General features: G+C 74.7%; 9 protein-coding genes and 1 tRNA gene. 9 read left to right on the forward strand and 1 reads right to left on the reverse strand.

Annotated features, from left to right (window positions below):
* Nucleotides 1-120 precede the first annotated feature (120 nt).
* From ACU616_RS06450 to ACU616_RS06460, 3 genes are all read left to right on the forward strand, one after another.
* Nucleotides 121-2,415: a heterodisulfide reductase-related iron-sulfur binding cluster gene (locus tag ACU616_RS06450; protein ID WP_446757649.1), complete on the forward strand. Its 2,295-nt coding sequence runs from the start codon at nt 121-123 to the stop codon at nt 2,413-2,415.
* A gap of 110 nt (nt 2,416-2,525) precedes the next feature.
* Entirely contained in the window at nt 2,526-3,497 is a 972-nt protein-coding gene (locus ACU616_RS06455) for a DUF389 domain-containing protein (RefSeq protein ID WP_446757650.1), read from the forward strand.
* Nucleotides 3,498-3,542: 45 nt separating this feature from the next.
* Complete coding sequence (locus tag ACU616_RS06460; RefSeq protein ID WP_446757651.1) at nt 3,543-4,832, forward strand: MFS transporter; 1,290 nt, start codon at nt 3,543-3,545, stop codon at nt 4,830-4,832.
* On the opposite strand, the gene dcd is transcribed toward ACU616_RS06460, so the two are convergent.
* On the reverse strand, nt 4,798-6,441 hold the full coding sequence (dcd, locus tag ACU616_RS06465; protein WP_446757652.1) for a dCTP deaminase: 1,644 nt from the start codon (nt 6,439-6,441) through the stop codon (nt 4,798-4,800). The genes ACU616_RS06460 and dcd overlap by 35 nt on opposite strands.
* A gap of 151 nt (nt 6,442-6,592) precedes the next feature.
* Between dcd and ACU616_RS06470 the strand changes: the two genes are divergently transcribed.
* The 6 genes from ACU616_RS06470 (at nt 6,593) to ACU616_RS06495 (ending at nt 14,308) form a co-directional block, all read left to right on the forward strand.
* The gene (locus ACU616_RS06470) at nt 6,593-9,292 is read left to right on the forward strand and encodes a S8 family serine peptidase (protein ID WP_446757653.1); all 2,700 of its coding nucleotides are present in this window, start codon (nt 6,593-6,595) and stop codon (nt 9,290-9,292) included.
* A gap of 134 nt (nt 9,293-9,426) precedes the next feature.
* Nucleotides 9,427-10,005, forward strand: coding sequence for a PAS domain-containing protein (locus ACU616_RS06475; protein ID WP_446757654.1), 579 nt, complete (start codon nt 9,427-9,429; stop codon nt 10,003-10,005).
* Nucleotide 10,006: 1 nt separating this feature from the next.
* Complete coding sequence (locus tag ACU616_RS06480; protein ID WP_446757655.1) at nt 10,007-10,957, forward strand: methyl-accepting chemotaxis protein; 951 nt, start codon at nt 10,007-10,009, stop codon at nt 10,955-10,957.
* Between the two features lie 115 nt (nt 10,958-11,072).
* Nucleotides 11,073-13,766, forward strand: a complete 2,694-nt coding sequence (locus ACU616_RS06485) for an ATP-binding protein (RefSeq protein ID WP_446757656.1) — start codon at nt 11,073-11,075, stop codon at nt 13,764-13,766.
* A 49-nt stretch (nt 13,767-13,815) separates the two neighbouring features.
* A tRNA-Gly gene (locus tag ACU616_RS06490) sits at nt 13,816-13,889 on the forward strand.
* A gap of 212 nt (nt 13,890-14,101) precedes the next feature.
* Complete coding sequence (locus ACU616_RS06495; RefSeq protein ID WP_446757657.1) at nt 14,102-14,308, forward strand: hypothetical protein; 207 nt, start codon at nt 14,102-14,104, stop codon at nt 14,306-14,308.

The raw sequence follows: 14,308 nt of genomic DNA on the forward strand, positions 1-14,308 counted from the left end.
GGCGCCCGCGCGCGATCCGCCGCCGGCCCACGGGCCGGTGGGGACGGCGGTGAGGCCCCTCTCGCGCCGTCCGGGCGGACCGGAGACAACCGACGCCACGAGGCGTGGGGAGAGGGAATCATGACGGGCCCCCTGCAGATCGTGCTGGGCACGATCAGCGTGCTGTTCCTCATCGTGGCGGTCGTCTTCGCCTACCGCGCCGTCCGGGCGATGGTGCGGATCATCCGCACCGGCCAGCCGGACTCCACCCGCAACGGGCCGGTCGGCCAGCGGCTCAAGACGCTCGCCGTCGAGTCGCTCGGCCACACCCGGATGCTCAAGTGGTCGGCCATCGGCGCCGCCCACTGGTTCGTCTTCGTCGGCTTCTACGGGCTGTTCCTCACCCTGGTCGAGGCCTTCGGCGAGGTCTGGAACCCGGCCTTCCACCTGCCGCTGATCGGCGAGTGGAGCCTGTGGAACCTCTTCGCCGACGTGATCGGCGCCGGGACGATCATCGGCATCCTGTACCTGATCTACCGGCGCCAGAAGGACCACCCGCGCCGCCAGGGCCGGACCAGCCGCTTCGCCGGCTCCAACGAGGGCCGCGGCTACTTCGTCGAGGCCGTCGTCCTCACCGTCGGCATCTGCATCCTGCTGATCCGCGCGCTCAAGGTCTCCTCCGGGCTCACCGAGGCGCCCACCTGGTCGCACCCGTTCGCCAGCCTGCTGGCCACCGTGCTGCCCGACAGCCCCGACCTGCTCAGCGTCGTCGCCTTCGTGAAGATCGTCGTCTCGCTGACCTGGCTCGTGGTCGTCAGCCGGATCCTCAACATGGGCGTCGCCTGGCACCGGTTCAGCGCCTTCTTCAACATCTACTGGAAGCGCAACGACGACGGCAGCGTCGCGCTCGGCCCGCTGCAGCCCATGACCTCGAACGGCAAGCCGATCGACTTCGAGGACCCGGGCGAGGACGACGTCTTCGGTCGCGGCAAGATCGAGGACTTCACCTGGAAGGGGATGCTCGACTTCACCACCTGCACCGAGTGCGGGCGGTGCCAGAGCCAGTGCCCTGCCTGGAACACGGGCAAGCCGCTGTCCCCCAAGATGGTGATCATGGACCTGCGGGACCACCTGTACGCCAAGGCCCCGTACCTGCTCGGTGAGAAGACGGCGTCGGAGACCGCGCCGGACTACGACGTCCTCAAGCCCAGCGACGAGCAGGTCTGGGCGTCGGGCTACGCCCGCATCGAGGGCACCAACGACGCCCAGGCGCACCGCCCGCTGGTCGGCACCCTGGAGGAGGGCGGGGTCATCGACCCCGACGTCCTGTGGAGCTGCACCAACTGCGGCGCCTGCGTGGAGCAGTGCCCCGTCGACATCGAGCACATCGACCACATCGACGACATGCGCCGCTACCAGGTGCTCATCGAGTCCAACTTCCCGTCCGAGGCCGGCGTGATGCTGCGCAACCTCGAGAACCGCGGCAACCCCTGGGGCGTGAGCCCCAGCACCCGCGAGGACTGGATCAAGGACATGGACTTCGAGGTGCGGATGGCCGACGGGCCGCTGCCCCAGGAGGTCGAGTACCTGTTCTGGGTCGGCTGCGCCGGCGCCATCGACGACCGCGCCAAGAAGGTCACCAAGGCCGTCGCCGAGCTGCTGCACACCGCCGGCGTCGAGTTCGCCGTCCTGGGCTCCGGGGAGACCTGCTCGGGCGACCCGGCCCGCCGCATGGGCAACGAGTTCGTGTTCCAGATGATGGCCCAGGAGAACGTGGCCACCCTCGACGGCGTCTTCGAGGGCCGCGTGCCGGGCACCCGCAAGATCGTCACCACCTGCCCGCACTGCTTCAACTCCCTCGGCCGGGAGTACCCGCAGGTGGGCGGCGAGTACGAGGTCGTGCACCACACGCAGCTGCTCAGCCAGCTGGTGGAGGAGGGCCGGCTCACCCCGGTCACCCCGGTCGACCGCAAGGTCACCTACCACGACCCGTGCTTCCTCGGCCGGCACAACAAGGTCTACACGCCGCCGCGGGAGATCCTCGACAGCGTGCAGGGCCTCTCCACCCAGGAGATGCACCGCTGCAAGGACCGCGGCTTCTGCTGCGGCGCCGGCGGCGCGCGCATGTGGATGGAGGAGAAGATCGGCAAGCGGATCAACGTGGAGCGCACCGAGGAGGCCCTCGGCCTCGACCCGGACGTCATCTCCACCGCCTGCCCGTTCTGCATCACGATGCTGTCGGACGCCCTGACGTCGAAGAAGCAGAACGGCGAGGCCGCCGAGCACGTCGAGGTCCTCGACGTCAGCCAAATCCTGCTCCGGTCGATGGCCACCGTCGGCACGCCGGGCACCGAGCACGGCACCGAGGTCGGCACCGCCGACGACGACGTCGCCGGCACCGGCTCGGCCGCCACGGGACACGGGCCGCAGGCCTGAGGAAAGGACCCCCTGCCCCCCACCACTCGCGAGTTCGCGGCGGGGCCCTGCAGGGGGCCGTTACCGGCGGCGTCCGTCGTTCCCGCGCCGGTGTGGGGTAGGACGGCCCGGTGCTGCTGCAGCTGAGGGTGACCGTGCCGGCCGACCGGACCGAGGCGGTGCGCGACCTGTTCGACCGCTGCCCGGGGACGGCGCACCTGGCCGTGCTCCCCGGCGCGTCGGTCTCCCCGCCCGGCGACCTCGTCCTCGCCGACGTCGCGCGCGAGTCCGCCGACGCCCTGGTGGCCGGCCTGCGGGAGCTGGCCGTCGACCGCGACGGCGGGATCGCGGTGGTCACCGTCGACACCGCCGTCTCGGCCCGGGCCCAGCGGGCCGAGGAGGCCGCACCCGGCGACGGGTCCGACGCCGTCGTGTGGGAGCAGGTGGTCCGGACGACGGCCGCCGACTCGGCGCTGTCGGTGTCCTACCTGTCCTTCCTCACCATCGCGACGCTGCTGGCGGCGGTCGCGATCGTCAACGACTCCGCCGTGCTGGTGATCGGCGCGATGGTCCTCGGCCCGGAGTTCGCCCCGCTGGCCGCGCTGGCCGTCGCCGTCGTGCACCGCCGGCGCGGCATCGCCACCGCGGCGGTCCGCGCGCTGGTGGTCGGCTTCGGCGTGGCGATCGCGGTGACCGCGCTGGCCACCCTCGCCGCCCGCGGGCTGGGCTGGTTCGGCACCGAGGTGCTGACGGCCGAGCGCCCACAGACCGGCTTCATCACCGCGCCGGACCGCTGGTCGGTGGTGGTGGCCGTGCTGGCCGGCATCGCCGGGGTCCTCTCGGTCACCTCGGCGAGGAGCGGCGCGCTGGTCGGCGTCTTCATCTCGGTGACCACCGTGCCGGCCGCCGCCGACATGGCGGTCTCCCTGGCCCTGGGCGGCGGCACCGAGTTCGGCCGCGCGGCCCTGCAGCTGGGCCTCAACCTGGCCGGGATCCTGGTGGCCGCCCTCGTCACGCTGGCCCTGCAGCGGGTGCTCTGGCAGCGCGTGCCCCGGGTCGTGCCCCGCATCGAGGCGGTCAGCCGCACCCGCCTGCGCGCCTGACCAGCGGATTGGTTGCAGCGCGCACCCGCCAGGCACCATCGGGGGGTGACCCGTACCGCCGCCGCCCCCACCACCGCACCGGCCGCCGCGGACCGGCGCCGCGGTCTGGTCCTCGTGGCGGTGGCCATCGTGCTCACCGCCGCCAACCTGCGGACGGCGGTCAGCTCCGTGGGCCCGGTGCTCGAGGAGCTCGAGGCGGGGCTCGGCGTCTCCAGTGCGGCAGCCGGTGTGGTGACGACGATGCCGGTGGTCTGCTTCGCCGCCATCGGCTTCGCCGGGCCGCCCCTGGCCGCCCGCTTCCGGGACGCGCACGTGCTGGCCGGCGCACTGCTCACCATGGCCGCGGGGCTGGTGCTGCGTGCGGTCGTCGGCTCCTTCGCCCTGTTCCTCGTCGGCACGGCGCTGGCCATGGTCGGCGGCGCCCTGGGCAACGTGCTGCTGCCCGGCCTGGTCAAGCGCTGGTTCCCGGAGCGCACGGGCCTGCTGGTGGGCGCCTACAGCGCCGCCATGGCCATCGGCGGCGCCGTGGCGGCGACGGCCACCGCCCCGATCGCGGCGGCGGCCGGCCCCGGCGGCTGGCGCTGGGCGCTCGGCGTCTGGGCGGTCCTGGCGCTGCTGGCGGCGCTGCCCTGGGCCGTCACGCCGCGGCAACCCGGCGCCTCCCGCGGCGAGCACCGCTCGGTGCGGATGGCCCCGCTGCGCCGCAGCCCCACGGCGCTGGTCCTCGCGGCGTTCTTCGGCCTGCAGGCCACGCAGGCCTACGTGGTCATGGGCTGGTCGGCGCAGTACCTGCGCGACACCGGCCTGAGCGCGGCGACGGCCGGGCTGCTGCTCGGCGTCAACTCGATCGTCGTCATCCCGGTCAACGCCGTCGGCCCGGCGCTCACCGTGCGGCAGCGGCTGCAGCGGCCGCTGCTGCTGGGCTTCATGGCCTGCTACGTCGTCGGCTGGGGCGGGCTGTGGCTGGCCCCCCTGACGCTGCCGTGGCTGTGGATGTCGGTGCTGGCCGTCGGCATGGGGACCTTCAGCATGGTGCTCGCGCTCATCGGGGTGCGGGCCCGCACGCCGGAGACGACGGCGGCGCTGTCGACGGTCACCCAGGGCTGGGGCTACCTCCTGGCCGCCGCCGGCCCACTGCTGGTGGGCGTGCTGCGCGACGTGACCGGGGGCTACACCGGCATGTTCGTGCTGGTCGCGGTGACCACCGTCGGGCTGACGGTCACCGGGTGGCTGGCCACCCGCGAGCGGTACGTCGACGACGAGCTGCCCGGCTGGTCACCGGCGGGACCGGCCGCACCGGTCAGTCCGGCACGGGCCGCGTCTCCGCGCGGGTGAAGTTGCGGTAGGACCGCGACGGCGTGGGGCCGCGCTGGTCCTGGTAGCGCGAGCCGTACACCGCCGAGCCGTACGGGTGCTCGGCGGCCGAGGTGAGCCGGAACAGGCACAGCTGGCCGATCTTCATGCCCGGCCACAGGGTGATCGGCAGGTTGGCCACGTTGGAGAGCTCCAGCGTGATGTGCCCGGAGAAGCCGGGGTCGACGAAGCCCGCCGTCGAGTGGGTGAGCAGTCCGAGACGGCCCAGCGATGAGTTGTGCGTGGGCACGTAGGAGTCCCCGATGAGGAACATCCCGCTCGGTGAGGAGACCTGGATGCACCGAACGGGGACGGTCGGTACCTCACGCACTGCGCGAACGGCGCGGAACTCGTGGCCGCGGTCATCGGTCCTCAGCCGGGCGGCCTTGCGTGCCAGCCGGAAGACCGGCAACCGGCGCGGCGTGAACTTCACCTGGAAGGCCGGGCCACAGTCCACACCGTCGAGCATGGCTCGCTTCTTCCGGTAGGTCGGCCGTAGCCCGAGGCTGGCGGCCAGTTCGTGGACAGCCCAGGCGATGTCCTCGCGCGTGTTGGTGAACTCACAGCGGCCGTACTCGTCGACGTAGCCGTCGGAGTCCATCAGCCCCTGCAGCAGCGCCAACCGCTGGTCGACGTCGGTGGTGAGGTAGACAGCCGGCACCCGCTTGTCACCCAGCAGGCCGAGCGCACGGAGGTGGCTGCTCAGGGAGCCGTTGCCACTGAACCGCCCACCCTCGCTGCCCCGGTGCTCGTGGTCTGTGTGACGCGCGGCGCCGCCGAGGCGGTACGCATGCGGGCTGGTCGCCGACCAGACGGAGTAACCGGCGGCCTCGAACGAAGCGAGGACCTCCTCGTCTCCACGGCCGACCGTGATCTCGCCCTTGGTACTGGTGCCGTCCCCGAGCCAGTAGCCGAGGACGTAGGGGTCCATCGGCAGCTCGGCGGTGGGGTACTGCGCGGGTCCGGCCAGCGCGATCTGGTGACTGAACTCCTGGCCGTACCGGAGGGTCGCGGCGATCTCGTCCGTGGTCTTCGCCGATGTGGTCCGCGGCCGACCCGGGCGACGCTCCTGCTTGCTCGTGGTGACCCACAGGTGCGAGGCGTCGGCGGTGAACAGCGATCCGTCGCTGAGTTCCACCTCACGGCAGGGACGCCCGAGCATGACCTCGGTCGCTGCCACCACTCGGCACGGGATGCCGTTCTCGTCGAAGACCTCATCGCCGACGACGAGCTCGCCCATCGTGCTCCAGCCGGTCGGCGTGGGCACGGACGTCTCCAGCGCCAGCGCCTTCCCCTCGAGCCTCGCGGCGAGGTCGTCGGGGATGGACACGACCTCCAGCGTGGAGCCGAGCACGAACTCGCCGGGGTGCAGCACGAACGGCTCGTCGCCCTCGGTCTCGACCGCGGTGGTCAAGTCGTCCTGCTGCTGGGCGGGGTCGATGTGGGTGTAGCGGGCGTTGTTGAACACCCGGAAGTAGCGGTCGAGCCGGACGTCGATGCTCGAGGGCTGCACCAGCCCCGCGTCGTGCGGCTCGATGCCGAGACGCCCCTCGGCGATCGCGGCGCGGATGTCGCGGTCGGACAGCAGCATGGCGCGGAGTCTAGGGAGGGCGACCTCATCCTCCCGGGTCAGACCCGGTGCCGTCCCCCTCCGCGCGGCCGGCCGGCGTGCCGATGCCGTCCTGCTGGCCCCCGCCGGGGGCCGGTGGCGCCCGGGCGGACCGGGCCGGGAGGAGGGGCACGTGTCCACCCTGAGGAGGCGCACCCAGGCGGGTGTGCTCGTGACGGCTCTGGTGGCCGGCTACGCGGGAGCGGCGGCCTACACGGCCCTGGCCGCACCCGCCGTGGCCGTCGCCGGGGACTTCGGTGCCGGTGACGGCCTGACCCGCTACGTGGTCACCGCGGCGTCCGGGGACGCCGCCGGGCTGCTGGACCCGCTGGGGGCCCTGGACGGCGTCGCCAACGTCCAGCGGCTCAGCGACGGGCGCGCCCTGGTGGCCACCGGCTCCCTCGACGAGGGCGACCTCGCCGCGGTGGACGGCGTCGCGGCCGTCGAGCCCTCGCCCACCGTCGAGGTCTTCGGCACCGTCAGCGACCCCTACGTGCCCACGTACGGCTGGAACCTGGACAACACCGGCAGCAACGCCCCGCAGCAGACGGCGGTGGCCGACGCCGACACCGACGCTCCCGACGGCTGGGCCGGGGGGCGCGGCTCCGGCGTGGTGGTCGCCGTCGTCGACACCGGCTACGACTCCGACCACGAGGACCTCGCCGGCGCGCTGTGGACCAACCCGGCCGAGCCCTGCGGCACGGTCGACACCGACCGCAACGGCAAGGCCGGCGACTGCCACGGCTGGAACTTCACGACCAACTCGCCGGCGGTCGACAACGGCACCAACGGCACCCACGGCACGAGCGTGGCCGGGGCCGTCGGCGCCCGCGCCGACAACGGCCGCGGCACCGCCGGCATCGCGCCGGAGGTGACGATCATGCCGCTCGCCGCCGGCAGTGGCAGCGGCGTCGACGTCGCGCTCGCCGCCGAGGCGATCCGCTACGCCGCCGACCACGGGGCCGACGTCGTCAACGCGTCGTGGGGCGGCCCGATGTCCGGCTGGGCGCTGGAGACCGTGCGCTCCGCGGTGGCCTACGCCGGGTCCAAGGGCGTGGTGGTCGTCGCCGCGGCCGGCAACGACGCCGCCGACCGCGACCGCAGTCCGGTGTACCCGGCCAACCTGACCGAGCCGAACGTCGTCACCGTCGGCTCGAGCACCGCCGCGGACACGATGAGCTCGTTCTCCGCGTACGGCGCCACCTCGGTGGACCTCTTCGCGCCCGGCAGCCGCGTCTTCTCCACCTGGAACGACGGCGGCTACCGCCTGGTCGACGGCACCTCCTTCTCCGCGCCGCAGGTCGCGGGCGCGGCGGCCCTCTACCGGGCCGCGCTGCCCGACGCCACGGCCGAGCAGGTGCGCCAGGCGCTGCTCGCCGACGTCGACCCGGTGGCCGCCTTCCGCGGCCGGTCGGTCACCGGCGGGCGGCTCTCGGTCGCCGGCCTGGCCGACGCGGGCCTCGGCGCCGTCGACTACTCCTTCAGCGGCATGACCGCCCCCGCCGGCACGGTCGGCCCGCGCATCGCGGTGAGCGGCACGTCGGCGCCGGGCACCTTCGGCGTCACGCTCGGGCTGGGCATGCAGTACGAGGGCAGCACCTGGGCCGTCGCCGACGTCCCGATCACCCTCGGCGGGGCCACGGTGACCACCGACGACGAGGGCCAGGCGACCTTCACCCTGGGCGCGCGCACCTCGCCGGCCGGGCTGGCGTTCGCGCCGACGATGACGCTCGGCGACGGCCGCTACGTGCTCACCGTCCAGCTAACCCGCGACGGCGCACCGGTCGGTCTCACGCGGGCGGCTCCCCTGCTGGTCGGCGCAGCCGCCGCGGCCGGCCCCGACGCCGGGAGCGGCACGGGGAGCGGCTCCGGTGGCGCCGGGAGCGGCACCCCCGGCACCGGCCCGGGCGGGACCGGCACGGGCTCGGGCGGGACGGGCACGGGCTCGGGCGGGACCGGCACGGGCTCGGGCGGGACCGGCACGGGCTCGGGCGGGACCGGCACGGGCTCGGGCGGGACGGGCACGGGCTCGGGCGGGACCGGCACGGGTTCGGGCGGTACGGGCTCCGGCGGCTCCGGCGCGGGGACCCCCGACACGGGCACGGGCTCCGGATCCGGATCCGGCTCCGGCTCCGGCTCCGGCGGCTCCAGCACGGGCACCGGAACCCCCGACACCGGCACCGGCACCGGCACCGGCACGGGCACGGGCACGGGCTCCGGCGGCACGGGCTCGGGCGGCAGCGGCGGCTCGGGCAGCACCCCGCCGCCGGACGGCTCGGGCACGGTCAGCTTCCCCGCCCGCGGGCAGTTCCAGATCACCTCGATCAGCCCGGTGCGGGTCGGTGTCACCGGCGGCACCCAGGTCCGGATCACCGGCCTGGCCCTGCCGCTCGGGGCCCGGGTGCTCGTGGGGACGACCGGCGCCGCCCAGGTGGTCAGCAGCACGAGCACCGCCCTGGTGTTCCGCACCCCGGCCCGCGTGGCCGGCCGGTACGACGTGACGGTCTTCGCCCCCGACGGGCGGCTCCAGGTGCTGGGCACGGTGCTGGAGTACGTCGCGTCCGGCTCCGGCGGGAGCACGGCACCGACCGCTCCCGGCGGCAGCGGGACCGGCGGAGGCACGACGCCGGGCACCACGCCGACGCCGACCCCCGCACCCGCGCCCGCACCGGCCACCCCGCCGGCGGACGGCGCAGCCCCCTCGACGCCGGACGAGCGGACCGGTCCCGGCGGCCTGCGACTGGTGCGCTCGGCCCGCCTGGCCGCGGTCCCCGCGTCGCTGTGGACGCTGGACTGCTCGGCGTCGTGCCGGGGGGTGGCCCTGGACGTCTGAGCGGACCGGCCGCGCCGCGCCGGGGACCTCCTCGGCGCGGCGCGGCCGGACCGCACGTCGCCGTTTCGGCTGACGTCCGGGGACCCGGCTGCCGATACCCGCGGGGACACCCCGGTCCGGAGCCAGGAGGACGCGTGCTGGAGACCATCCCGCGGACGGCGGCCCGCCGCGGCGCACGGACGCCCGTCCGGCCCACCGGCGAGGAGCGCACCTTCTCCGCCGAGGAGCTCATCGTCTCCAAGACCGACCCGCGCGGCGTGATCACCTACGCCAACGACGTCTTCCTGCGCGTGGGCGCCTACGACCTCCACGAGGTCATCGGGCAGCCGCACAACCTCATCCGGCACCCCGACATGCCGCGCGCGGTGTTCAAGCTGCTGTGGGACACGCTGGCCGCCCGCCAGGAGCTGTTCGCCTACATCAACAACCTCGCCGCCGACGGCGCCCACTACTGGGTGCTCGCGCACGTGACGCCGTCCTACGGCGCCGACGGCTCGCTCGTGGGCTACCACTCCAACCGCCGGCGGCCCTCGAGGCGGGCTCTGGACCGGGTCCGCCCGCTCTACGAGACCCTGCTCGCCGAGGAGCGTCGCCACCCGAACGCGCGAGCCGCCGTCGCCGCCTCCGCCGCACTGCTCGACCGCCTGATCGCCGAGCACGCCGCCTCCTACGAGGACTTCGTGTGGGCGGTCGTCACCGAGGAGGAGAACTGACGTGGGCCGCAACCAGGGCCGCTCGGCAGCCGCGGAGCTCGAGGTCTACCGCGCCTTCGTCCGGCGTCTCACCGAGACCTGCGAGGCGGCCGCCCGCGGCGACCTCGAGGCCCGCGCCGTCCCGGTCGACGGCTCCGACGCCGTCCCGGAGCTGGCCGCGCTGCAGCACGGGGTCAACCGCACCCTCGACGTCAGCGACGCCTTCGTCCGCGAGTCGCGGGCCGCGCTGGCCTCGGCCGCCGAGGGCCGGTTCCACCGCAAGGTCCTCCTCACCGGCCTCCACGGCGCCCACCGCCAGGCGGCCACCGACATCAACGCCGCCCGCGACGCCATGCGCGACACCGCGGGCCGGGTCACCGAGGCGCAGACCTCCCGGCTGCGGCTGGCCGACGACTTCGAGTCCGTCGTCCTGGCGATGAGCGAGCAGGTGGCGACGGCGGCGACGGAGATGAGCGCCTCGGCGGCCGGACTGACCACGGCGGCCGAGGCCGCGGCGTCCGAGGTCGGCAACGCCTCGGCCACCCTCGCCTCCCTCACCCGCACCTCCACCGAGATCCGCCAGGTGATCGCGCTCATCGAGTCGGTGGCCGCGCAGACCCGGCTGCTGGCGCTCAACGCGACGATCGAGGCCGTCCGTGCCGGGGAGGCCGGCAAGGGCTTCGCCGTCGTGGCCTCCGAGGTCAAGGACCTCGCCGACCAGACCTCCCAGGCCACCGAGCGGGTGACCGCGCAGGTCGAGGCGATCCGCGCGGCCTGCGACGACGTCACGGCCGTCATCGGTTCCGTGGGCGGCACCGTTGCGGACATGAACGGCCTGGTCGACGGGATCGCGGCGGCGGTCGACGGCTCGGCGTCCCTGGGCGCGACGGCCACCGACGTCACCGGCCTGTCGCAGATGGCCGAGCGGCTGCGGTCGGAGGCGACCGGCTTCCTGGCGGAGATGCGCCGCTGACGGGTCCGCCCGGGCAGGTCCGGCGACCTCGCAGCCGGCGCATGTACCGTGGCCGACAGTCAGGTGGCCGGTCCGGCCACCGAGGTCCTGACGCCGAGCGGGAGCTCGCTGCGGCGTGCTCGCAGGGAGGGTCGTCCTGGAGGTGCCCGTGGCCCCGGACGCCGCCGGCGGCCCCGACGGCGACGACGTCTTCGCCGGCGGCAGCGAGAACGGCCGGCTGATGGCCGCCTTCGACTGGTCGACGACGCCGGTCGGGCCCGTGGGCAGCTGGCCGGCGAGCCTCCGCTACGCCGTCCGCACCGTGCTGGCCTCGCGGTTCCCCATGATCCTGACCTGGGGCCCGCAGTACACGCAGTTCTACAACGACGCCTACGCGACCCTCATCGGCGCCAAGCACCCCGGCGCCATCGGCGACGACCTGCGGGTCACGCTGGCCGAGGGCTGGGCGGCCCTGGAGGAGCCCGTCGAGCGGGCCATGGCGGTCCGCGAGGCGTCGTGGATCCCGCAGCTGCTCCTGCTGCTGGAGCGCGCGGGCTACCGCGAGGAGACCTACTTCACCGTCTCGCACGCCCCCGCGTTCGGTGACGCCGGAGAGGTCGCCGGCATGCACGCGGTGTGCACCGAGGTCACCCGCCAGGTCGTCGCCGAGCGGCGGCAGCGGCTGCTGCACGAGGTGTCCACCGCCGCGGGCCGGCGCGAGGACGAGCACGATCTGGCCGAGCAGGTGTGCCGGGCCCTGGCGAGCGACCCGCTCGACGTCCCCCTGGCCGCCGTCTACCTCACCGCGGACGACGACGGGCGGCTGCGGCAGGCCGCCACCGTGGGCGTGCCGGCCGAGCGGCTGCCCGGGACCGCGGCCACCGCCGAGGAGCTCCGCGCCGTCCCGGTGGCCGGCCTCGGCGTCGCCGGCGGCCCGTTCGGCGACGCGGTCACCGAGGCGGTGGTGCTGCCGCTGTCGGGCGGGGCCGGCCGGGAGCCGGTGGGGGCGCTGGTGGTCGGCGTCAGCCCCAACCGGGCGCTGGACGAGGAGCACCGGACCTTTCACGAGCTGCTGGCCGCGCAGGTGGCCGGCGCCGTCGTCGACGCGCGGGCCTACGCGGCCGAGCGCGCCCGCGCCGAGGCGCTCGCGGAGCTGGACCGGGCCAAGACGACGTTCTTCTCCGACGTCAGCCACGAGCTGCGGACGCCGCTGACCCTGCTGCTGGCCCCCATCGCCGACGCGCTCGCCGACCCGGGCGGGCAGCTGCCGCCGGCGGTGCGCGACCAGCTGACCCTCGCCCTGCGCAACGGCACGCGGCTCAAGCGCCTGGTCGACGACCTGCTGGAGTTCGTCAGCATCGAGTCCGGCCGGACGTCGGCCGTGCGGGTGGAGACCGACCTGGCCGCCGCCACCGCCGAGCTCGCCGGCGTGCTGCGCGCCGCGGCCGAGCGGGCCGGTCTCACGCTCGCCGTCGACTGCCCGCCGCTGCCCCGCCCGGCCGCCGTCGACCCGCGGATGTGGGAGAAGGTGGTCCTCAACCTGGTCGCCAACGCCGTCAAGTACACCTTCGTCGGCGGGATCACCGTCTCGCTGCGCGCCGAGGACGACGCGGTGGTGCTGTGTGTCTCCGACACCGGCGTGGGGATCCCCGCCGGCGAGCTCCCGGCGCTGTTCGAGCGCTTCCACCGGGTCACCGACTCCCCCGCCCGCAGCCGCGAGGGCACCGGGCTGGGCCTGGCGCTGGTCCGCGAGCTGGTGGGCCTGCACGGCGGCACGGTGGAGGTCGCCAGCGAGCCGGGCGTGGGCAGCACGTTCACCGTGCGGGTGCCCTTCGGGGAGCCGGACGCCGCCGCTCCCCCGCCGTCGGCCCCGCCCGCGGTGCGCGGCGCGGCCCTCACCCCGTGGGACGACGACCTGGGCTGGAGCGCCCGCCCGGTGGAGCCGGCCGGCCCGCTGGGCGCCGTGCTCGTCGTCGACGACAACGCCGACATGCGCGCCTACCTGGTCCGGCTGCTGTCCCCGTCGTGGACGGTGCGGACGGCGGCCGACGGCGAGTCGGCGCTGCTCGACGCGGCGCGCTCCCGGCCCGACGTCGTGCTGACCGACGTGATGATGCCCGGCCTCGACGGCTTCGGGCTGCTGCGGGCGCTGCGCGCCGACCCCGCCACGCGCGGCGTCCCGGTGGTCATGCTCACCGCCCGCGCCGGTCAGGAGGCCGCCGTCGAGGGCTTCGACGCCGGCGTCGACGACTACCTGGCCAAGCCGTTCGAGTCCGCCGAGCTGCTCGGCCGGCTGCGCTCGGTGCTCGAGCGCTCCCGCGGCCGGCGCGAACCGGGTGTCCCGCCCCGGGCCAGCGCTCCCCCGTCGAGTCCCGCGCCGCCGCCCCCGCGCCCCCGCGGTGCGGACGCACCCGCACCGTCCGCCCGGCCGGCCCCGGCGGCCTCCGGGCCGGTCACCGCCGCATGGCGGTTCCCGTCGACCCCCGCCGCCATCCCGCCGCTGCGGCGCCGGCTGCGCGCGCTGCTCACCGGCGCCGGCCTGCCCGAGGACCGGGTCTACGACCTCCTGCTGGCCACCTGCGAGGCGGCGACCAACGCCGTCGAGCACGCCCTGGATCCGGCCGAGCCGGTCGTCGACGTCCGCGTGACCGTGGACGACGGCGCGGTCGAGATCGCGGTGCACGACCACGGGCAGTGGCGGCAACGGACGTCGAGCATGGACCGCGGCCGCGGCTCGATGCTCATGAGCGCGTTCGCCGACGTCGCCGCCACACCGAGCCCGTCGGGCACCACGGTGGTCATCCGCAGCCCGCGCCCGGGCGGCGGCTGACCACCGACCTCCGCGGCTTGCTACGCTGATGGCCGGCCAGAGGGCCACCGCGGGTGTAGTTCAATGGCAGAACATCAGCTTCCCAAGCTGACAGTGCGAGTTCGATTCTCGTCACCCGCTCCAAGTAAGACCGCAGGTCAGGCTGCCGTCAGGCCCTCCGGAGGAGTACCGGAGGATCATCCGGACGGCCCGTGCCGGCCCCCTGTAACCCTCTCCGCCGCCGCGTAGGTCATGGATGGGTCACGCCAGGACGTCCCGCCGGGCAGATCTCCACGGGGCGTCGCCCTTCCCAGCCAGGTCGAGGCCGAAGCGTCGAAGCGTGACGACCTTGCACGGTGACTCAGGTCGACAGCCGCGCGGCAGCGCCATGGACCATCACGACCATGGAGCATCACGACCGTGCCCTCGAGGAGGTCGAGCGCGCGTTCGCCGGTCGGGCAGAGCAGGAGGTCGTCGCAGCCCTCGAGCAGGCGATCCGCAGCTGCGCCCGTGAACCTGATGGGACCGGCGTTCGTGAGCGCGGCTCGTCCTCCGACCAGTGA

The organism is Geodermatophilus sp. URMC 62 (assembly GCF_052931475.1).